Here is a 19,545-nt window from a genome sequence, read left to right on the forward strand (position 1 = left end):
ATGGCTGGTTTAAAACTACAGGCAGTAAGCAAAAGCTGGGATGGCAAAACCCAGGTAATTCAACCGCTGACGCTGGACGTGGCGGACGGGGAATTTATCGTTATGGTCGGCCCGTCGGGCTGCGGGAAATCAACGCTGCTGCGGATGGTCGCGGGACTTGAACGGGTGACCAGCGGCGATATCTGGATCGATCGTAAACGGGTGACCGAGATGGAGCCGAAAGATCGCGGCATCGCGATGGTGTTCCAGAACTATGCCCTTTATCCGCATATGAGCGTGGAAGAGAACATGGCGTGGGGGCTGAAGATTCGCGGCATGGGTAAGGGATTGATCGCCGAGCGGGTGCAGGAGGCGGCGCGCATTCTTGAGCTGGATGGTCTGCTCAAGCGCCGCCCGCGGGAACTGTCCGGCGGCCAGCGCCAGCGCGTGGCGATGGGCCGCGCCATCGTGCGTGACCCGGCGGTATTCCTCTTCGACGAACCGTTGTCAAACCTCGACGCCAAGCTGCGCGTGCAGATGCGTCTGGAACTGCAGCAGCTGCATCGCCGCCTGAAAACCACCTCGCTGTACGTCACCCATGACCAGGTGGAGGCGATGACCCTCGCCCAGCGGGTGATGGTGATGAACAAAGGCGTTGCCGAGCAGATCGGCACCCCGGTGGAAGTGTATGAGAAGCCAGCCAGCCGCTTTGTGGCGAGCTTTATCGGCAGCCCGGCCATGAACCTGCTGGAAGGGCGCATCAGCGATGACGGCGGTCGCTTTGAGCTGGCGGGCGGCATGCAGCTGCCGACGAATCATGAGCACCGGCGCCACGCTGGGCGTAAAATGACGCTCGGTATCCGTCCGGAGCATTTTATCTTAAGCTCGCAGGCGCAAGGCGGCATTCCGCTGCTGATGGACACCCTGGAAATTTTAGGTGCCGATAACCTCGCTCACGGGCGCTGGGGCGAACAGAAGCTGGTGGTCAGACTGCCGCATCAGCAGCGCCCGGCGGCAGGCAGCACGCTATGGCTGCATCTGCCTTTGGAACATCTGCACCTCTTTGATGGTGAAACAGGACAACGCGCATGAGTAACTGGCCTTATCCCCGCATCGTCGCCCATCGCGGCGGCGGTAAACTGGCGCCGGAGAACACCCTGGCGGCTATCGACGTCGGCGCCCGCTACGGGCACACGATGATTGAATTTGACGCCAAGCTGTCGAAGGACGGGCAGATCTTTCTGCTGCATGACGATAATCTCGAACGCACCAGCAATGGCTGGGGCGTGGCGGGCGAGCTGGCGTGGGACGATCTGCTGAAGGTCGATGCCGGTAGCTGGTTCAGCCGTGAATTTAAGGGCGAGCCGCTGCCGTTGCTCTCCCAGGTGGCGGAGCGCTGCCGTCGTCACGGCATGATGGCGAATATCGAAATTAAGCCGACCACCGGGCTGGGGCCGCAGACCGGGAAAGTGGTGGCGCTGGCCGCGCGCGATCTATGGCAAGGCATGACCGCGCCGCTGCTCTCCTCTTTTGAAATCGACGCCCTGGAGGCGGCGCAGGAAGCCGCGCCCGAGCTGCCGCGCGGGCTGCTGCTGGATGAGTGGCGCGATGACTGGCGCGAATTGACCACCCGGTTGGGCTGCGTGTCGATTCACCTCAATCACAAACTGCTGGATGCGGCGCGGGTGGCGAGCCTGAAACAGGCCGGCCTGCACATTCTGGTGTACACGGTCAATAAACCCCAGCGCGCCGCCGAACTGCTGTGCTGGGGCGTAGACTGCATCTGCACCGATGCCATTGATGTCATCGGGCCGAATTTCCAGCCTTAAGACGGATTTGCGGCGGGCGACCTTTACGGATTAGTCTGCCGCAGCATTCCACCGTTGTTATTTGGCCGCACCTGCTGCGGCGCATTCAGATTGCCGCCCTGGGCCGCGCGCTGCTGATTAGTCTGCAGCTGGTTTTGCAAATGCTGCTGCTGCGAGCGGGTCTGATTGTTCAGATCCTGCTTCAGCATGCTTTGCTGCTGCTGTTGCTGCACCTTCATCTCATTTTGCATGCGCTGCTGGCTGGGGACCACGTAACCCGGCTGGTTAGGGTTGTTATTAATATTGATCGGCTGGGCTAATACGCCAAGCGGCATCAGCGCCGCCAGAAACAGAATCGCTTTCATGGTTTTCTCCTCCCGTGCGTGGGATCACTTAAGTGTACCTCGAATCTGCCATAACAATGATTTTTTAGGAGTTATCAACCAGGCTTAAGCGGGGAATGAAACCTACCTTTCAGGAGTAAGACAATGATAAAAACAACAATATGGCGTCAGGTGGTCATCGCTGCGTTGCTGGCGGGGGGCAGCTTTACCGTCGCCGCCAATCCGCCACCGCCGCCGCCGGTCTCTTATGGCGTAGAGGAAGATGTGTTCCACCCGGTACGCGCCCGGCAGGGGATGGTGGCCTCGGTGGACGCGCTGGCGACCCGCGTCGGCGTGGATATCCTGCGCCAGGGCGGTAACGCTGTCGATGCGGCGGTAGCGGTAGGCTACGCGCTGGCGGTCACCCATCCGCAGGCCGGGAATATTGGCGGCGGCGGTTTTATGATGCTGCGGACTAAAGACGGCAAGACCACGGCGATCGATTTCCGCGAAATGGCGCCAGAGCAGGCCACCCGCGACATGTTCCTTGACGACCAGGGCAACCCGGACAGTAAAAAATCACTGACTTCGCATCTGGCCTCCGGCACGCCAGGCAGCGTCGCCGGTTTCTCCCTCGCGCTGGAAAAGTATGGCACCATGCCGTTGAACAAAGTGATCCGTCCGGCGATTAAGCTGGCGGAAGAGGGGTTTATCGTTAACGATGCGCTGGCGGACGATCTGAAGACCTACGGCAGCGAAGTGATCCCGCAGCATGAAAATAGTAAAGCGATCTTCTGGAAGAACGGCGAGCCGCTGAAGAAGGGCGATCGGCTGGTGCAGAATAACCTCGGTAAGAGCCTGGAGCTGATTGCCGAGCACGGCCCGGACGCCTTCTATAAAGGGGCCATAGCCGACCAGATCGCTGACGAGATGAAAAAGCACGGCGGGCTAATCACCAAAGCCGATCTCGCCGGCTATAAGGCTGTGGAGCGTACGCCGGTTAGCGGCGAGTATCGCGGGTATGAGGTTTACTCTATGCCGCCGCCGTCCTCCGGCGGGATCCATATCGTGCAGATCCTCAATATCCTCGAAAACTTCGATATGCAGAAATATGGTTTTGGCAGCGCCGACGCCATGCAGGTGATGGCGGAGGCGGAGAAACACGCCTACGCCGACCGCTCTGAATATCTCGGCGACCCTGACTTCGTCAACGTGCCGTGGCAGGCGCTGACCAGCAAGGCTTACGCCAAAGCGATCGCCGCCGAGATTGATGTCAACAAGGCGAAGCCTTCCAGTCAGATCCGTCCGGGCAAGCTGGCGCCCTATGAAAGCAACCAGACCACCCACTTCTCGGTGGTCGATAAAGACGGCAATGCGGTGGCGGTGACCTATACGCTGAATACCACCTTCGGTACCGGCATTGTGGCCGGTAATTCCGGCATTCTGCTCAATAACCAGATGGATGATTTCTCGGCGAAGCCCGGCGTGCCTAACGTCTATGGTCTGGTGGGCGGCGACGCCAATGCGGTGGAGCCGAAAAAACGCCCGCTGTCGTCGATGTCGCCGACCATTGTGGTGAAAGACGGCAAAACCTGGCTGGTAACCGGCAGCCCGGGCGGCAGTCGGATCATCACCACCGTACTGCAGATGGTGGTCAATACCATCGATTTCGGGATGAACGTCGCGGAAGCCACCAACGCGCCGCGTTTCCACCATCAATGGCTGCCGGATGAGCTGCGGGTGGAGAAAGGCTTTAGCCCGGATACCCTCAAGCTGCTGGAGGCGAAGGGGCAGAAAGTGGCGCTGAAAGAGGCGATGGGCAGTACCCAGAGCATCATGGTGGGGCCGGACGGCATGCTGTATGGCGCCTCCGATCCGCGTTCGCCGGATGATTTAACGGCGGGGTATTGATGTGTTGCCCGGTGGCGCTGTTGCGCTTACCGGGCCTACAACTGTGCGAACGCAGGCCGGGTAAGGCGAAGCCGCCACCCGGCAACACGCTACTTCATTCTCGCCATATAATACGCATCCACATACTCACCGTTGCGCAGCGCGTAACGCCTGCCGGTGCCTTCGATCTCAAAGCCGTACTTCTTATACACCGCAATCGCCGGGGCATTATCGGCGAACACCGTCAGCTCAATACGCTCGACGCGCAGCCAGTTGTCGCACAGGTCGATCATCTCGCGCATCAGCGCGCTGCCGATGCCGCAACCCTGATGGCCGGCGGCAACCGCCATGCCAAAGGTTGCGACGTGGCTGCGCCGAGGGCGCGGCTCAACATGGAGAGACAGATGTCCGGCGACCTGCTCGTCCAGTGTCGCCACCAGATGAAAGGTATGGGGTCTGGGCTGTAGCTTCTCCTGCCAGGCTTCCATCGATGGATAGGGGATCTGTAGCGTGTCATGATAGACCTCCGGGTGCGCCATCAGCATACGTAAAGGTTCAGCATCGCGCGGTTCGGCATGGCGTATCACTATGTCACTCATTCCCTTATCCTCTTTTTGGTTACTGATTCCCCTTCACAATCTCTGACGGCGGCCGGGGAGTCAATGTTGTTTTTTGCAAAAAAAAGTAGACAAGTGCGAATGAGAATGATTATTATTGTCCTGCATTCAGGGAGACCCTTGCGGAAAGCCTGAAAGCACGACATTGCTCACATTGCTTCCAGTATTACTTTAGCCAGCCGGGTGCTGGCTTTTTTTTTGCTGCTATCTCAGGCGCTCTGCGGCCTGACGGGCTCCGCGTCGGTTTTGGAGGGTGCGTCTACTACCAGACCGAGAATATGACTTTTGTTCTCCGCGGCGGCCAGCATTTCAGCGCGACCGCTAAAAACGCCGCCTTTCTTGATCGCCAGCGCGCGATAGGCGAGAGTACCCTCCAGATGGCCGTGCTCCTCGATGGTGATGCTGTCGCCATGACACTGGCCCTGCACCTTGCCGTCAATTATTAGCTCCCGGCAGCTGACGTTGCCCTCCACCTGGCCTTCACGCATTACCTTAATCAAATGCTCTTTGGCCTCAATGTTGCCGGTGACCTGACCGTGGATATAGACATGGCCGCTGGCGACTATATTGCCGACGAAATGCACCCCGCTGGCGATGACCGTAGTCTCGTGTTTTTTGCTGGCGACCGCTTCGGGTTCTGGGTTAATTGCCGGAGGCGTGGCTGCTTCTGATATCTGAGGTTCCGTTTTATTTTTCTTAATAAACATCGCGTTAATCTTGTTCCGTTGGCTATGGAGGAGGAAAGCGATAAGCGCGCAGGCGGCCGCCAGGCGCGCCAGCGCGCTTGCATCGACAGACCAGGCGATCAGCGCGAGAAGCCAGAAAAAAAGGGCGCCGTTTATGGCGAGATACTGTTTGTCCATCAGCAGCGGCTGGCTACTCCGTTAGTCATCAGCAACCTCCTGGTTTGCTCTCCACTTATCCGCAGTTTTGCCATGGCGATCAAGGTTTTTTGCCGAAAATTGCTGATTTAATCACTTATTAATCAATAAGTTATTAATAATTACGTATGAGTGATACTCGAACTATTTTCCTAACGAATCTTCACTGCAAGCGAACAGAGAGGATGAAGTGAGGGACCGGCTTGCGCTATGGTTGAAGGTAGCTCATTAACTAAGGACAGCGTTATGACTCTGCACTGCGCATTTATTGGCTTTGGTAAAAGCACCACCCGCTATCACCTTCCTTACGTTTTGCACCGCAAAGACCGCTGGCAGGTAGCGCACATTTACCGCCGCCGGGCGAAGCCCGAGGAGCAGGCGCCGCAGTATTCCCATATTCATTTCACCAGCGACCTTGATGAAGTATTAAACGATCCACTGGTCAAGCTGGTGGTGGTCTGCACTCACGCCGACAGCCATTTTGAATATGCGAAAAAGGCGCTGGAGGCGGGGAAAAACGTGCTGGTGGAAAAGCCGTTCACCCCGACGCTGGAGGAAGCAAAAACTCTGTTTGCCCTGGCGAACAGCAAAGGTCTGACGGTGACGCCCTATCAGAACCGCCGTTTCGACTCCTGCTTCCTGACCACCAAAAAGGTGATTGAGAGCGGGAAACTCGGCGAACTGGTGGAGATCGAAAGTCATTTTGATAACTACCGCCCACTGGCGGAGACCAACCCCGGCGGTCCGCAAAACGGCGAGTTCTATGGCCTTGGCGTGCATACCCTGGATCAGATCATTTCGCTGTTCGGCCGCCCGGACCATGTCTCTTACGATCTGCGCTCGCTGCGCAATAAAGCCAACCCGGATGACACCTTTGAAGCCCAGCTGTTCTACGGCGATATGAAGGCCATCGTTAAGACCAGCCATCTGGTGCAGATCGATTACCCGAAATTTATCGTTCACGGGCACAAAGGTTCGTTTGTGAAGTACGGCATTGACCAGCAGGAGACCAGCCTGAAGGCCAATATCATGCCGGGCGAGCCGGGATTTGGCGCGGACGACAGCGTTGGCGAGCTGGTGTATGTCAACGAGGCAGGGGAGATGGTGCGCGAAGCGGTGCCGCTGGAGAGCGGCGATTATGGCCGGGTGTACGACGCGCTGTACGACACCCTCGTCAACGGCCAGCCGAATTACGTCAAGGAAACTGACGTTCTCACCAATATGGAGATCCTGCAGCGCGGCTTTGAGCAGCCTTCACCGGCCACCATTACCCTTACCCGATAAGTCAAATTGGCTCCTCTGCGCTTGTTCATATTTTTTGAACAGAGGAGTCAATTTTCACCCTCTATGATCGCCGGCGAAATGGGTCCACACTGACTCCATCGACAACATACGGGGGTGCAACATGATCTATTTACGCAAAGCGAACGAACGTGGCCACGCTAACCATGGCTGGCTGGATTCCTGGCATACTTTCTCTTTCGCCAACTATTATGACCCGAACTTTATGGGCTTCTCCGCCCTGCGGGTGATTAACGACGACGTCATCGACGCCGGTCAGGGCTTCGGTACCCACCCGCACAAAGACATGGAGATCCTGACCTATGTGCTGGAAGGGGCGGTGGAGCACCAGGACAGCATGGGCAACAAAGAGCAGGTGCCGGCGGGCGAGTTCCAGATCATGAGCGCGGGTACCGGGGTGCGCCACTCTGAGTACAACCCGAGCAAAACCGATCGTCTGCGTCTGTATCAGATCTGGATTATTCCGGAAGAAACCGGCATTACCCCGCGCTACGAGCAGCGCCGCTTCGACGCCGCCCAGGGCAAACAGCTGGTGCTGTCGCCGGATGCGCGAGATGGCTCGCTGAAGGTGTACCAGGATATGGAACTCTATCGCTGGGCGCTGCTGAAAGATGAGCAGTCGGTTCACCAGATTGCCGCGGAACGCCGCGTGTGGATCCAGGTGGTCAAAGGCGAAGTGACCATCAACGGTACCAAAGCCACCACCAGCGACGGTTTGGCCATCTGGGACGAGCAGGCGATTTCGGTTCATGCCGACAGCGATAGCGAGATCCTGCTGTTCGATCTGCCGCCGGTTTGATAGTTATCTGAGCCAGGTTAAATAAATTGCGCAGCCTTCCCTCATGTTAGGGAAGGTTGCGCTTTGTCCGTGATAAACTGAGAAAATGTTTCCCGTTGATCACAGTCAGGACGATGAAAAAGAAAAGACCCGTACTTCAGGATGTAGCCGATCTTGTCGGCGTGACCAAAATGACGATCAGTCGCTATTTACGCAACCCGGAGCAGGTCTCCGAAGCGCTGCGTGGCAAGATTGCCGTTGCCCTCGATGAACTGGGTTATATTCCCAATCGCGCCCCTGACATTCTTTCCAACGCCACCAGCCGCGCCATCGGCGTGCTGCTGCCGTCGTTAACCAATCAGGTCTTTTCGGAAGTACTGCGCGGTATCGAAAGCGTCACCGACGCCTTCGGCTATCAAACCATGCTGGCGCACTACGGCTATAAGCCGGAAATGGAAGAGAAACGCCTCGAATCGATGCTCTCCTGGAACATTGATGGCCTGATCCTCACCGAACGCACCCATACGCCGCGCACCCTGAAGATGATCGAAGTCGCCGGCATTCCGGTGGTGGAGCTGATGGACAGCCGGTCGCCGTGTCTCGATATTGCCGTCGGGTTTGATAACTTTGAAGCCGCCCGGCAGATGACCGCGGCGATCATCGCCCGCGGCCACCGCCATGTCGCCTATCTGGGGGCGCGTCTTGATGAACGTACTATCATCAAACAGAAGGGGTACGAGCAGGCGATGCTTGACGCCGGGATGACGCCCTACAGCGTGATGGTGGAACAATCCTCGTCCTATTCTTCGGGGATTGAGCTGATGCGCCAGGCGCGCCGCGAATATCCGCAGCTCGACGGCATCTTCTGCACCAACGATGACCTCGCGGTCGGCGCGGCGTTCGAGTGCCAGCGTCTGGGGCTGAAGATCCCCGATGATATGGCGATCGCCGGGTTCCACGGCCATGATATCGGCCAGGTGATGGAGCCGCGGCTGGCCAGCGTCCTGACCCCGCGCGAGCGAATGGGGCGCATCGGCGCCGAACGGCTGCTGGCGCGCATTCGTGGTGAAGCGATTACCCCTAAGATGTTAGATTTAGGTTTCACATTGTCACCGGGCGGATCAATTTAAACTGACAAGTTTGAAGTAGATCACACATATTCACATCTGGCACGAATGGATATTGCTTCTCCACAGGCCCGGCATGACAATGTTACCGATAACAGTTACCCGTAACAATTAACCGATACGCCGCCTTCGCGCTGGATGAGTCAGCCCCGGCGCGGCGTACCAGTCCAGTGGGAGGACGCTTTGAGCACGACTAACCATGATCACCACGTCTATGTCCTGATGGGCGTTTCCGGCAGCGGAAAATCCGCTGTCGCCAGCGAAGTGGCGCATCAACTGCATGCCGCGTTTCTTGACGGCGACTTTCTCCATCCGCGCAGCAATATCACCAAGATGGCCTCCGGCGAGCCGCTCAACGATGACGACCGCACGCCGTGGCTGCAGGCGCTAAATGACGCCGCGTTCGCCATGCAGCGTACCAACAAGGTGTCGCTGATCGTCTGCTCGGCGCTGAAGAAGAGCTATCGCGACATTCTGCGCAAGGGCAACCCGAACCTCTCCTTCATCTACCTGAAAGGCGATTTCGACGTGATCGAAAGCCGTCTGAAGGCGCGTAAAGGGCACTTCTTTAAAACCCAAATGTTGGTGACGCAGTTTGAAACGCTGCAGGAACCAGGCGCCGACGAGAGCGATGTGCTTATCGTCGATATCGACCAGCCGCTGGAAGGCGTGGTGGCCAGCACCATCGAGGTGATCAACAAAGGCAGTCACTAGTGAGTACTTTAACGCTTGTTTTAACAGCAGTCGGCTCGGTATTGCTGCTGCTGTTTTTAGTCATGAAGGCGCGAATGCACGCCTTCGTGGCTTTGATGGTGGTTTCTATTGGCGCCGGTCTCTTCTCCGGCATGCCGCTGGATAAAATCGCGGCGACGATGGAGAAAGGGATGGGCGGTACGCTGGGCTTCCTGGCGATCGTCGTCGCGCTCGGCGCGATGTTCGGGAAGATCCTGCATGAAACGGGGGCGGTCGATCAGATTGCCGTCAAGATGCTCAAATCCTTTGGCCACAATCGCGCGCACTATGCGATTGGTCTCGCCGGACTCATCTGCGCGCTGCCGTTGTTCTTCGAAGTGGCGATCGTACTGCTGATTAGCGTCGCCTTCTCGATGGCGCGCCATACCGGTACTAACCTCGTGAAGCTGGTGATCCCGCTGTTTGCCGGCGTTGCCGCCGCCGCGGCGTTTCTGTTGCCTGGACCGGCGCCGATGCTGCTGGCGTCGCAAATGCACGCCGACTTTGGCTGGATGATCCTGATTGGCCTGTGTGCGGCCATTCCGGGGATGATTATCGCCGGTCCGCTATGGGGCAACTTCATCAGCCGCTACGTCGAATTGCATATTCCTGACGACGTCACGGAACCGCATCTCGGCGAAGGCAAAATGCCCTCCTTCGGCTTCAGCCTGGCGCTGATCCTGCTGCCGCTGGTGCTGGTTGGCCTGAAAACCATCGCCGCGCGCTTTGTGCCGGTGGGTTCCACTGCCTACGAATGGTTCGAGTTTATCGGCCACCCGTTCACCGCGATCCTGGTGGCCTGCCTGGTGGCGATTTACGGTCTGGCGGTACGTCAGGGAATGGCGAAAGACCGGGTGATGGAGATTTGCGGCCACGCGCTGCAGCCGGCCGGGATTATTCTGCTGGTGATCGGGGCTGGCGGCGTCTTCAAGCAGGTGCTGGTTGACTCCGGCGTTGGCCCGGCGCTTGGTGAAGCGCTGACCGGAATGGGGCTGCCGATCGCTATTACCTGCTTCGTACTGGCGGCGGCGGTGCGTATCATTCAGGGCTCTGCCACCGTGGCGTGCCTGACGGCGGTCGGCCTGGTGATGCCGGTGATTGAGCAGCTGAACTACAGCGGCGCGCAGATGGCGGCATTGTCTATCTGTATCGCCGGCGGCTCGATTGTGGTAAGCCACGTGAACGACGCCGGCTTCTGGCTGTTCGGTAAATTTACCGGCGCCAGTGAAGCCCAGACGCTGAAGACCTGGACCATGATGGAAACCATCCTTGGCACCACCGGGGCGATTGTCGGTATGATCGCCTTCCAGCTGCTGAGCTAAGCCCGCTCATCTCCCGCTCGCGGGAAATAAAAAGCCAGGGTAACGCTGCTTACCCTGGCTTCTTTGCAATAAGCCGCCCTTTTTCCCTCTTTTCCTTGCCAGCTATTGGCCCTTATTAGCGCTACGACGATGCTCGTATCCCTCGTCAGCCCTTGCTGTGACTGGGTTTGTCGCTTTTTTTTGGCAAGCGGAAAAGCACCAGATTTCACGCTTAATCCATAATCAGGATCAATAAAATAGCGACGGAAAATATTCCATTCCCCGGGGGATTTCCCCGATAATCGTTGCGCTTTTGACGACGACCAGCGACGGTGGACAATGTGCAGGATAAGTTGCTTTTCTGATTGTTCAGCAATCATTGATTAATTTCACTTGCGACTTTAGCTGCATTTTGTAAGGTGAGGGATAATCCAGTTGGAAACTGGCCAGGCACAAACAGCACACACCTCGCAGGAATACGTTATGAAAAATGTTGGTTTTATCGGCTGGCGCGGAATGGTCGGCTCTGTCCTCATGCAACGCATGGTTGAAGAGCGCGATTTCGACGCCATTCGCCCGGTGTTCTTCTCTACCTCCCAGCTGGGACAGCCAGCGCCGTCATTCGGCGGTAGCACCGCTGGCACGCTGCAGGATGCGTTCGATCTGGACGCGCTGAAGGCGCTGGACATTATTGTCACGTGCCAGGGCGGCGATTACACCAACGAGATTTACCCGAAGCTGCGCGCAAGCGGCTGGCAGGGTTACTGGATTGACGCGGCTTCTTCGCTGCGCATGAAGGACGATGCGATCATTATCCTCGACCCGGTTAACCAGGATGTGATCACCGCCGGCCTGAACAACGGCGTGAAAACCTTTGTCGGCGGCAACTGCACCGTCAGCCTGATGCTGATGTCCCTCGGCGGCCTGTTTGCTCAGGATCTGGTGGAGTGGGTCAGCGTGGCGACGTACCAGGCGGCTTCCGGCGGCGGCGCGCGTCATATGCGCGAGCTGCTGAGCCAGATGGGGCAACTGCATAATCATGTGGCCGCGGAGCTGGCGGACCCGGCTTCCGCCATCCTGGATATTGAGCGCAAAGTGACGTCGCTGACCCGCAGCGGCGAGCTGCCGGTCGATAACTTTGGCGTACCGCTGGCGGGCAGCCTGATCCCGTGGATCGACAAACAGCTGGATAACGGTCAGAGCCGCGAAGAGTGGAAAGGCCAGGCGGAGACCAACAAGATCCTCGCCACCTCGTCCGTTATCCCGGTAGACGGCCTCTGCGTTCGCGTTGGCGCGCTGCGCTGCCACAGCCAGGCGTTTACCATCAAGCTGAAGAAAGATGTTTCTATCCCGACCGTTGAGGAGCTGCTGGCCGCGCACAACCCGTGGGCCAAAGTGGTACCGAACGATCGTGAGATTACCATGCGCGAGCTGACCCCAGCCGCGGTGACGGGCACCCTGACCACCCCGGTAGGACGCCTGCGTAAACTGAATATGGGGCCGGAGTATCTATCGGCCTTTACCGTTGGCGACCAGCTGCTGTGGGGCGCCGCGGAGCCGCTGCGCCGGATGCTTCGCCAGCTGGCGTAAGCCCAGGATGAACAGAAAGGGGGTCTTCAAGCCCCCTTTTTTTTTGCGTAATACAAGGAGTAAACGCGGATGTTAGATTTTTCCCCACGGAGGTAACTCAGCCTTGGCTATGCTTTAAGTAAGGAATTCCTTACCTGAAGGTGGGACGGAGCAGGAGGATGCTGAGAGCACTGCGCCGTTCAGGTCAAAAAAAGTCGCCAGTTACAGGAATGAGCGACACTTACAACAGGATGAAAGCATGTCTAATCATATTGATAGAGACGTGATTAATGCGCTAATCGCCGGTCATTTCGCGGATCCCTTTTCCGTGCTCGGCATGCACCGTACTGACGCCGGGCTGGAAGTGCGCGCATTATTACCCGATGCCACCGACGTGTGGGTTATTGAACCGAAAACCGGACGCAAAGTCGGCAAGCTCGAATGTCTCGACTCGCGTGGTTTCTTCAGCGGCGTCCTGCCGCGGCGTAAAAACGCTTTTCGCTATCAGCTGGCCGTCACCTGGCACGGGCAGCAGAATCTGATCGATGACCCTTATCGCTTTGGTCCGCTGTTACAGGACCTTGACGTCTGGCTGCTGTCGGAAGGGACCCACCTGCGCCCTTACGAAACGCTGGGCGCGCACGCTGCCACCATGGACGGCGTCACCGGTACCCGTTTCTCGGTGTGGGCGCCGAACGCCCGCCGCGTATCGGTGGTGGGGCAGTTTAACTACTGGGATGGCCGTCGCCACCCGATGCGATTCCGCAAAGAGTCCGGGATCTGGGAGCTGTTCGTTCCCGGCGCGCACAATGGCCAGCTGTATAAATTCGAACTGATTGACGCCCACGGCAATCTGCGGGTCAAAGCCGACCCTTACGCCTTTGAGTCGCAAATGCGTCCGGAAAGCGCCTCGCTTATCTGCGATCTGCCGCCCAAAGTGGAACAGCCAGCGGACCGCAGAGCGGCGAACCAGTTTGATGCCCCGATCTCTATCTATGAAGTGCATCTCGGCTCCTGGCGCCGTCATACCGATAATAATTTCTGGCTGAGCTACCGCGAGCTGGCCGACCAGCTGGTGCCCTATGCGAAATGGATGGGCTTCACCCATCTCGAACTATTGCCGGTTAACGAGCACCCGTTCGACGGCAGCTGGGGCTATCAACCCACCGGGCTCTATGCGCCGACCCGCCGCTTCGGCACCCGCGACGATTTCCGTTACTTTATCAATGCCGCGCACGCCGCCGGGCTGAACGTCATTCTTGACTGGGTGCCCGGCCACTTCCCGGCGGATGATTTTGCCCTTGCCTCGTTTGACGGCACTTCGCTGTATGAGCACAGCGATCCGCGCGAGGGGTATCACCAGGACTGGAATACCCTGATCTACAACTACGGACGTCGGGAAGTCAGCAACTACCTGGTGGGTAACGCGCTGTACTGGATCGAACGCTTCGGCATCGATGCGCTGCGGGTCGACGCGGTGGCCTCGATGATCTATCGCGATTACAGCCGCAAGGCGGGAGAGTGGATCCCCAACGAATACGGCGGTCGGGAGAATCTGGAAGCCATTGAGTTTCTGCGCAACACCAACCGCATCCTTGGCGAACAGACGCCGGGCGCGGTCACCATGGCGGAAGAGTCCACCGATTTTGCCGGGGTGACCCGTCCGCCAGCCGGCGGCGGCCTCGGTTTCTGGTTCAAATGGAACCTCGGCTGGATGCACGACACCCTGGATTACATGAAGCTCGATCCGGTGCATCGCCGCTACCATCATGACAAAATGACCTTCGGCATGCTCTACAACTACACCGAGAACTTTGTGCTGCCGCTCTCCCACGATGAAGTGGTGCACGGCAAAAAATCGATTCTCGACCGCATGCCGGGCGATGCCTGGCAGAAGTTCGCCAACCTGCGCGCCTACTACGGCTGGCTGTTCGCCTTCCCGGGGAAAAAGCTGCTGTTTATGGGCAATGAGTTCGCTCAGGGGCGCGAGTGGAACCATGACGTTAGCCTCGACTGGCATCTGCTGGAGGGCGGCGACAACTGGCACCACGGCGTCCAGCGGCTGGTGCGCGACCTGAACCATACCTACCGTCATCATAAAGCGCTGCACGAGCTGGATTTTGACCCCTACGGCTTCGAATGGCTGGTGGTCGACGACCATGAGCGCTCGGTGTTTGTCTTTGTACGCCGTGACCGGGCGGGCAACGAGATTATCGTCGCCAGCAACTTCACGCCGGTGCCGCGCCACGACTACCGCTTCGGCATTAACCAGCCGGGCCGCTGGCGCGAGGCGCTAAATACCGACTCCATGCACTATCACGGCAGCAATCAGGGCAATGGCGGCGTGGTGGAAAGCGACGCTATCGCCAGTCATGGCCGCGAACATTCGCTGTCGCTGACCCTGCCCCCGCTGGCGACGATCTGGCTGGTCCGGGAGGCGCAATGACCTCACTCGCGGCAGGCAAACCTGCGCCATTGGGCGCCAGCTATGACGGCAAGGGGGTGAATTTCGCCCTCTTCTCCGCCCATGCGGAGCGGGTGGAGCTGTGCGTATTCGACGAGCAGGGCAACGAGCAACGCTTCGATCTCCCGGCGCGCAGCGGCGACATCTGGCACGGCTGGCTGGCCGCCGCCGGGCCGGGCCTGCGCTACGGCTATCGGGTACATGGTCCCTGGGACCCGGCGCAGGGGCACCGCTTTAACCCGGCCAAGCTGTTGATCGATCCCAGCGCCCACCGGGTCGAGGGCGATCTGCCTGACGATGAGCGCCTGCACGGCGGCATGTGGCAGCCCGATCGCCGCGACAGCGCCGCGGTCGCGCCAAAATCGCAGGTGGTGGATCTGCGCTATGACTGGCGTGGCGATAAACCGCCGCGTACCCCATGGGGGGAAACGGTGATTTATGAAGCGCACGTGAAAGGGCTCACCTTGCTTAATCGGCAGCTACCGGAAGCCATTCGCGGAACCTATAAAGCGCTGGGCCACCCGGCGATGATCGCTTACTTCAAATCGCTGGGCATCAGCGCCCTTGAGCTGTTGCCGGTGGCGCAGTTCGCCAGCGAGCCGCGACTGCAGCGGATGGGGTTAAGCAACTACTGGGGCTACAACCCGTTGGCGTGGTTCGCGCTGGATCCGCGCTACGCCAGCGACCCGGATCGCGCCCTGGATGAGTTTCGCGATGCGGTTAAGGCGCTGCATGCCGCCGGTATCGAAGTGATTCTGGATATCGTGCTCAACCATAGTGCGGAAATCGATCTCGAAGGGCCCACCGTCTCCCTGCGCGGAATCGACAACCGTAGCTATTATTGGGTAAGGGAGGATGGCGATTATCACAACTGGACCGGGTGCGGTAATACGCTCAATCTTAGCCACCCCGGCGTGGTGGAGTGGGCGCGCCAGTGTTTGCGCTTTTGGGTGGATGAGTGCCATGTCGACGGCTTTCGCTTCGACCTCGCCTCAGTGATGGGGCGGACGCCGGAATTCCGCCAGGATGCGCCGCTGTTCGAGGCTATCCGCCGCGACAGCGTGCTGTCGCAGGTGAAACTGATTGCGGAACCCTGGGATATCGGCCCGGGCGGCTATCAGGTGGGTAATTTCCCACCGCTGTTCGCTGAATGGAATGACCATTTTCGCGATAGCGCCCGACGCTTCTGGCTACAGCAAAATGTCTCCCTGGGGGATTTTGCGCAACGTTTCGCGGCCTCCAGCGATCTCTTTGCCCGCGATGGCAAGCCGCCATCGGCGACGGTCAACCTGGTGACGGCCCACGATGGCTTCACGCTGCGCGACTGCGTTTGTTTCAATCAGAAACACAATGAGGCAAACGGGGAGGAGAATCGCGATGGGACTAACAATAACTACAGCAACAATCATGGTATAGAAGGATTAGAAGCGAATTTTGCGGTGATTGAACGGCGGCGCGCCAGCGCGCATGCGCTGCTAACGACGCTGCTGCTGGCTCAGGGGACGCCAATGCTGCTGGCGGGCGATGAACAGGGCCACAGCCAGCACGGTAACAATAATGCTTACTGCCAGGACAACGCCCTGACGTGGCTGGACTGGCGCCAGGCGAACCCGGGATTAACCGCCTTTACCGCGGCGCTGATCCACCTGCGGCGTCGTATTCCGGCGCTCACCCGCAACCGCTGGTGGCAGGAGGGGGATGGCAACGTCCGCTGGCTTAATCGCAACGCCCAGCCCCTGACTGCCGCGGAGTGGCAGCAGGGGGCCGCGTGTATGCAGATCCAGTTGTCGGATCGCTGGCTGCTCACGCTGAACGCCACCGCAGAGGTGGTCGATATGGTTTTACCCGAGGGGGAATGGCGCGCCGTTCCTCCATTCGCCGGAGAGGATAATCCGGTCATCATGGCTGTCTGGCATGGGCCCGCGCACGGAGTGTGCGTATTTCAAAGGTCGTAAGCCCTGAAGCTTTCGGTTGGACCCGTGGCGGCGGCGCGGCGGGATGAGCTGGAAAGCGGGGGTGTAAAAAGGAGTTAATCATGGTTAGGCTTGAAAAAAACGATCCGCTGATGCTGGCGCGTCAATTACCCATCAAATCCGTGGCGTTGATCCTCGCGGGCGGGCGTGGCACCCGGCTGAAGGATCTCACCATTAAGCGTGCGAAACCTGCCGTTCACTTTGGCGGCAAGTTCCGTATTATCGATTTCGCATTATCTAACTGCATTAACTCAGGGATCCGCCGCATCGGCGTTATTACCCAGTATCAGTCGCACACGCTGGTGCAGCACATCCAGCGCGGCTGGTCGTTCTTCAGCGAAGAGATGAACGAGTTTGTCGATCTGCTGCCGGCTCAGCAGCGCGTGCATGGCGAAAATTGGTATCGCGGCACGGCGGATGCGGTGACGCAAAACCTGGATATCATCAGCCGCTACAAGGCCGAGTACGTGGTGATCCTCGCGGGCGACCATATTTATAAGCAGGACTACTCGCGCATGCTGATCGACCATGTCGAAAAAGGGGCGCGTTGCACCGTGGCCTGCATGCCGGTGCCCATTGAAGAGGCATCCGCCTTCGGCGTCATGGCGGTCGACGAAAACGAAAAAATCATTGAGTTTGTCGAGAAACCCGCCAACCCGCCGGCGATGCCGACCGACCCGACCAAATCGCTGGCCAGCATGGGCATTTATGTCTTTGACGCCGCCTATCTTTATGAGCTGCTGGAAGAAGACGATCGCAACGAGCACTCCAGCCACGATTTCGGCAAAGACATCATTCCGAAGATCACCGAAGCTGGCATGGCTTATGCACATCCTTTCCCGCTCTCCTGTGTGCAGTCCGACCCGAACGCCGAACCTTACTGGCGCGACGTGGGGACGCTGGAAGCCTACTGGAAGGCTAACCTCGATCTGGCGTCAGTCACGCCGGAGCTGGATATGTACGACCAGAACTGGCCGATCCGCACCCATATGGAATCGCTGCCGCCGGCGAAGTTCGTGCAGGACCGCTCCGGTAGCCACGGCATGACCCTGAACTCGCTGGTTTCCGGGGGGTGCATTATCTCCGGGTCGGTGGTGGTGCAGTCGGTGCTGTTCCCGCGCGTGCGGGTGAATTCGTTCTGTAACATTGATTCGGCAGTCTTGTTGCCAGATGTCTGGGTGGGGCGCTCATGCCGCCTGCGTCGCTGCGTGATTGACCGCGCCTGTGTTATCCCGGAAGGAATGGTGATTGGTGAGAATGCGGAAGAGGATGCACGCCGCTTCTATCGCTCAGAGGAAGGTATCGTGCTGGTGACCCGCGACATGCTGCGGAAATTAGGGCACAAACAGGAGCGCTAATGCAGGTCTTACATGTATGTTCTGAGATGTTCCCGCTGTTAAAGACGGGCGGTCTGGCGGACGTCATCGGCGCACTGCCGGCGGCGCAAATCGCGGAGGGTATCGATACGCGCGTGCTGTTGCCGGCGTTTCCCGATATCCGTCGCGGCGTGGTGGATGCCCAGGTGGTGACCCGCCGGGATACCTTCGCCGGGCGGATCACGCTGCTGTACGGCCACTTTAACGGCGTGGGGATCTACCTGATAGACGCCCCGCATCTCTATGACCGTCCGGGGAGCCCTTACCACGATACCAACCAGCACGCTTATCCCGACAACGTCCTGCGCTTTGCGCTGCTGGGCTGGGTGGGAAGTGAAATGGCCAGCGGACTGGATCCGTTCTGGCGCCCGGATGTGGTGCATGCCCATGACTGGCACGCCGGCCTGACGCCAGCCTACCTGGCGGCGCGCGGACGCCCGGCTAAATCGGTGTTTACCGTGCACAACCTGGCGTACCAGGGGATGTTTTACTCCTGGCATATGAATGACATTGAGCTGCCGTGGTCGTTCTATAACATGCATGGCCTCGAGTTTAACGGGCAGATCTCGTTTCTCAAGGCCGGCCTCTACTACGCCGACCATATTACGGCGGTGAGCCCGACCTACGCGCGCGAGATCACCGAGCCGCAGTACGCCTACGGCATGGAGGGGCTGCTGCGCCAGCGCCATCATGAAGGTCGGCTGTCGGGAATTCTCAACGGTGTTGACGACGGTATCTGGAGCCCGCAAAACGATCTGCTGCTGCCGATGCGCTACGATCGCGACACGCTGGAGGAGAAGGCGGAGAACAAGCGTCAGCTGCAGATTGCCATGGGCCTGAAGGTCGATGATAAAGCGCCGTTGTTTGCCGTCGTCAGCCGTCTTACCAGCCAGAAAGGGCTGGACCTGGTGCTTGAAGCGCTGCCGGGTCTGCTTGAGCAGGGCGGCCAGCTGGCGCTACTGGGCGCCGGCGATCCGGTGCTGCAGGAAGGTTTCCTCGCCGCCGCCGCCGAACACCCGGGCAAAGTGGGTGTGCAGATTGGCTACCATGAGGCCTTCTCCCACCGCATTATGGGCGGCGCCGACGTCATTCTGGTCCCGAGCCGCTTTGAACCCTGCGGCCTGACCCAGCTGTATGGTCTGAAGTACGGGACGCTGCCGCTGGTGCGCCGCACCGGCGGTCTGGCGGACACCGTCGCTGACAGTTCGCTGGAGAATCTGGCCGATGGTCTGGCGACAGGGTTTGTCTTTGAGGACAGCAATGCGCTGTCATTGCTGCGCGCTATCCGTCGCGCCTTTGTCCTCTGGTCGCGCCCGTCGCTCTGGCGCTACGTGCAGCGTCAGGCGATGAATATGGATTTTAGCTGGCAGGTTGCCGCGAACTCCTATCGCGAACTTTATCAACGCTTGATGTAACCACTGGAGT

17 protein-coding genes are annotated in these 19,545 nt (G+C 58.9%); 13 read left to right on the top strand and 4 right to left on the bottom strand.

Annotated features, from left to right (window positions below):
* Together ACR809_RS01515 and ugpQ are read left to right on the top strand one after the other, a co-directional pair.
* Complete coding sequence (locus ACR809_RS01515; RefSeq protein WP_004150074.1) at window positions 1–1,071, top strand: sn-glycerol-3-phosphate import ATP-binding protein UgpC; 1,071 nt, start codon at window positions 1–3, stop codon at window positions 1,069–1,071.
* Entirely contained in the window at window positions 1,068–1,808 is a 741-nt protein-coding gene (ugpQ, locus tag ACR809_RS01520) for a glycerophosphodiester phosphodiesterase (RefSeq protein ID WP_004185985.1), read from the top strand. Before ACR809_RS01515 ends, ugpQ begins: the two co-directional genes overlap by 4 nt.
* Before the next feature lie 23 nt (window positions 1,809–1,831).
* Here the strand turns inward: ugpQ and ACR809_RS01525 are convergent, their stop codons facing one another.
* Window positions 1,832–2,152, bottom strand: a complete 321-nt coding sequence (locus tag ACR809_RS01525) for a DUF2756 family protein (RefSeq protein WP_004185983.1) — start codon at window positions 2,150–2,152, stop codon at window positions 1,832–1,834.
* 123 nt (window positions 2,153–2,275) lie between these two features.
* Between ACR809_RS01525 and ggt the strand changes: the two genes are divergently transcribed.
* Window positions 2,276–4,021 (top strand): gamma-glutamyltransferase, encoded by a 1,746-nt coding sequence (gene ggt, locus ACR809_RS01530; RefSeq protein WP_108452593.1) that lies wholly within the window; start codon window positions 2,276–2,278, stop codon window positions 4,019–4,021.
* A gap of 89 nt (window positions 4,022–4,110) precedes the next feature.
* Here ggt and yhhY read toward each other — a convergent pair whose 3' ends face one another.
* Window positions 4,111–4,587, bottom strand: coding sequence for an N-acetyltransferase (yhhY, locus tag ACR809_RS01535; protein ID WP_072145336.1), 477 nt, complete (start codon window positions 4,585–4,587; stop codon window positions 4,111–4,113).
* 239 nt (window positions 4,588–4,826) lie between these two features.
* Complete coding sequence (locus ACR809_RS01540) at window positions 4,827–5,480, bottom strand: bactofilin family protein (RefSeq protein ID WP_021312825.1); 654 nt, start codon at window positions 5,478–5,480, stop codon at window positions 4,827–4,829.
* 264 nt (window positions 5,481–5,744) lie between these two features.
* On the opposite strand from ACR809_RS01540, the gene ACR809_RS01545 reads away from it, so the two are divergent.
* From ACR809_RS01545 to gntU, 5 genes are all read left to right on the top strand, one after another.
* Complete coding sequence (locus ACR809_RS01545) at window positions 5,745–6,782, top strand: oxidoreductase (RefSeq protein ID WP_004200666.1); 1,038 nt, start codon at window positions 5,745–5,747, stop codon at window positions 6,780–6,782.
* A gap of 121 nt (window positions 6,783–6,903) precedes the next feature.
* Window positions 6,904–7,599 carry a pirin family protein gene (locus tag ACR809_RS01550; RefSeq protein ID WP_002920779.1) on the top strand — a complete coding sequence of 232 codons (696 nt, stop codon included), beginning with the start codon at window positions 6,904–6,906 and terminating at the stop codon, window positions 7,597–7,599.
* Between the two features lie 113 nt (window positions 7,600–7,712).
* Entirely contained in the window at window positions 7,713–8,708 is a 996-nt protein-coding gene (gntR, locus tag ACR809_RS01555; protein WP_122051040.1) for a gluconate operon transcriptional repressor GntR, read from the top strand.
* A 180-nt stretch (window positions 8,709–8,888) separates the two neighbouring features.
* Window positions 8,889–9,419, top strand: coding sequence for a gluconokinase (gene gntK, locus ACR809_RS01560; RefSeq protein ID WP_002920775.1), 531 nt, complete (start codon window positions 8,889–8,891; stop codon window positions 9,417–9,419).
* Window positions 9,419–10,759 carry a gluconate transporter gene (gene gntU / locus ACR809_RS01565; protein ID WP_002920773.1) on the top strand — a complete coding sequence of 447 codons (1,341 nt, stop codon included), beginning with the start codon at window positions 9,419–9,421 and terminating at the stop codon, window positions 10,757–10,759. Before gntK ends, gntU begins: the two co-directional genes overlap by 1 nt.
* On the opposite strand, the gene ACR809_RS01570 is transcribed toward gntU, so the two are convergent.
* A complete protein-coding gene (locus tag ACR809_RS01570; RefSeq protein WP_020325126.1) occupies window positions 10,756–11,118 on the bottom strand; it encodes a hypothetical protein in 363 nt (120 codons plus the stop codon). The two genes, gntU and ACR809_RS01570, sit on opposite strands and share 4 nt — an antisense overlap.
* A 103-nt stretch (window positions 11,119–11,221) precedes the next feature.
* Between ACR809_RS01570 and asd the strand changes: the two genes are divergently transcribed.
* The 5 genes from asd to glgA all read left to right on the top strand — a co-directional run bounded on the left by asd (window position 11,222) and on the right by glgA (window position 19,535).
* Window positions 11,222–12,328, top strand: coding sequence for an aspartate-semialdehyde dehydrogenase (gene asd, locus ACR809_RS01575; protein ID WP_122051041.1), 1,107 nt, complete (start codon window positions 11,222–11,224; stop codon window positions 12,326–12,328).
* A gap of 238 nt (window positions 12,329–12,566) precedes the next feature.
* Window positions 12,567–14,753: a 1,4-alpha-glucan branching enzyme gene (glgB, locus tag ACR809_RS01580; RefSeq protein ID WP_004150069.1), complete on the top strand. Its 2,187-nt coding sequence runs from the start codon at window positions 12,567–12,569 to the stop codon at window positions 14,751–14,753.
* Window positions 14,750–16,726 (top strand): glycogen debranching protein GlgX, encoded by a 1,977-nt coding sequence (gene glgX, locus ACR809_RS01585; RefSeq protein ID WP_004181465.1) that lies wholly within the window; start codon window positions 14,750–14,752, stop codon window positions 16,724–16,726. The genes glgB and glgX overlap by 4 nt, the downstream gene beginning before the upstream one ends.
* A gap of 80 nt (window positions 16,727–16,806) precedes the next feature.
* Entirely contained in the window at window positions 16,807–18,102 is a 1,296-nt protein-coding gene (gene glgC / locus ACR809_RS01590; RefSeq protein ID WP_023286919.1) for a glucose-1-phosphate adenylyltransferase, read from the top strand.
* Window positions 18,102–19,535: a glycogen synthase GlgA gene (glgA, locus tag ACR809_RS01595; RefSeq protein ID WP_002920564.1), complete on the top strand. Its 1,434-nt coding sequence runs from the start codon at window positions 18,102–18,104 to the stop codon at window positions 19,533–19,535. The genes glgC and glgA overlap by 1 nt, the downstream gene beginning before the upstream one ends.
* Window positions 19,536–19,545 lie beyond the last annotated feature (10 nt).

This window comes from Klebsiella sp. CD33 (assembly GCF_051992865.1).
In the GTDB taxonomy this organism is placed as follows: Bacteria; Pseudomonadota; Gammaproteobacteria; order Enterobacterales; family Enterobacteriaceae; genus Klebsiella; species Klebsiella pneumoniae.

Excerpts from the sequence above, each read along its gene's own strand:
- ACR809_RS01515 (WP_004150074.1), top strand. The coding sequence starts at position 1 with ATGGCTGGTTTAAAACTACAGGCAGTAAGCAAAAGCTGGGATGGCAAA.
- ugpQ (WP_004185985.1), top strand. The coding sequence starts at position 1,068 with ATGAGTAACTGGCCTTATCCCCGCATCGTCGCCCATCGCGGCGGCGGT.
- ACR809_RS01525 (WP_004185983.1), bottom strand. The coding sequence starts at position 2,152 with ATGAAAGCGATTCTGTTTCTGGCGGCGCTGATGCCGCTTGGCGTATTA.
- ggt (WP_108452593.1), top strand. The coding sequence starts at position 2,276 with ATGATAAAAACAACAATATGGCGTCAGGTGGTCATCGCTGCGTTGCTG.
- ACR809_RS01540 (WP_021312825.1), bottom strand. The coding sequence starts at position 5,480 with ATGGACAAACAGTATCTCGCCATAAACGGCGCCCTTTTTTTCTGGCTT.
- ACR809_RS01545 (WP_004200666.1), top strand. The coding sequence starts at position 5,745 with ATGACTCTGCACTGCGCATTTATTGGCTTTGGTAAAAGCACCACCCGC.
- ACR809_RS01550 (WP_002920779.1), top strand. The coding sequence starts at position 6,904 with ATGATCTATTTACGCAAAGCGAACGAACGTGGCCACGCTAACCATGGC.
- gntR (WP_122051040.1), top strand. The coding sequence starts at position 7,713 with ATGAAAAAGAAAAGACCCGTACTTCAGGATGTAGCCGATCTTGTCGGC.
- ACR809_RS01570 (WP_020325126.1), bottom strand. The coding sequence starts at position 11,118 with ATGATTGCTGAACAATCAGAAAAGCAACTTATCCTGCACATTGTCCAC.
- asd (WP_122051041.1), top strand. The coding sequence starts at position 11,222 with ATGAAAAATGTTGGTTTTATCGGCTGGCGCGGAATGGTCGGCTCTGTC.
- glgB (WP_004150069.1), top strand. The coding sequence starts at position 12,567 with ATGTCTAATCATATTGATAGAGACGTGATTAATGCGCTAATCGCCGGT.
- glgX (WP_004181465.1), top strand. The coding sequence starts at position 14,750 with ATGACCTCACTCGCGGCAGGCAAACCTGCGCCATTGGGCGCCAGCTAT.
- glgC (WP_023286919.1), top strand. The coding sequence starts at position 16,807 with ATGGTTAGGCTTGAAAAAAACGATCCGCTGATGCTGGCGCGTCAATTA.
- glgA (WP_002920564.1), top strand. The coding sequence starts at position 18,102 with ATGCAGGTCTTACATGTATGTTCTGAGATGTTCCCGCTGTTAAAGACG.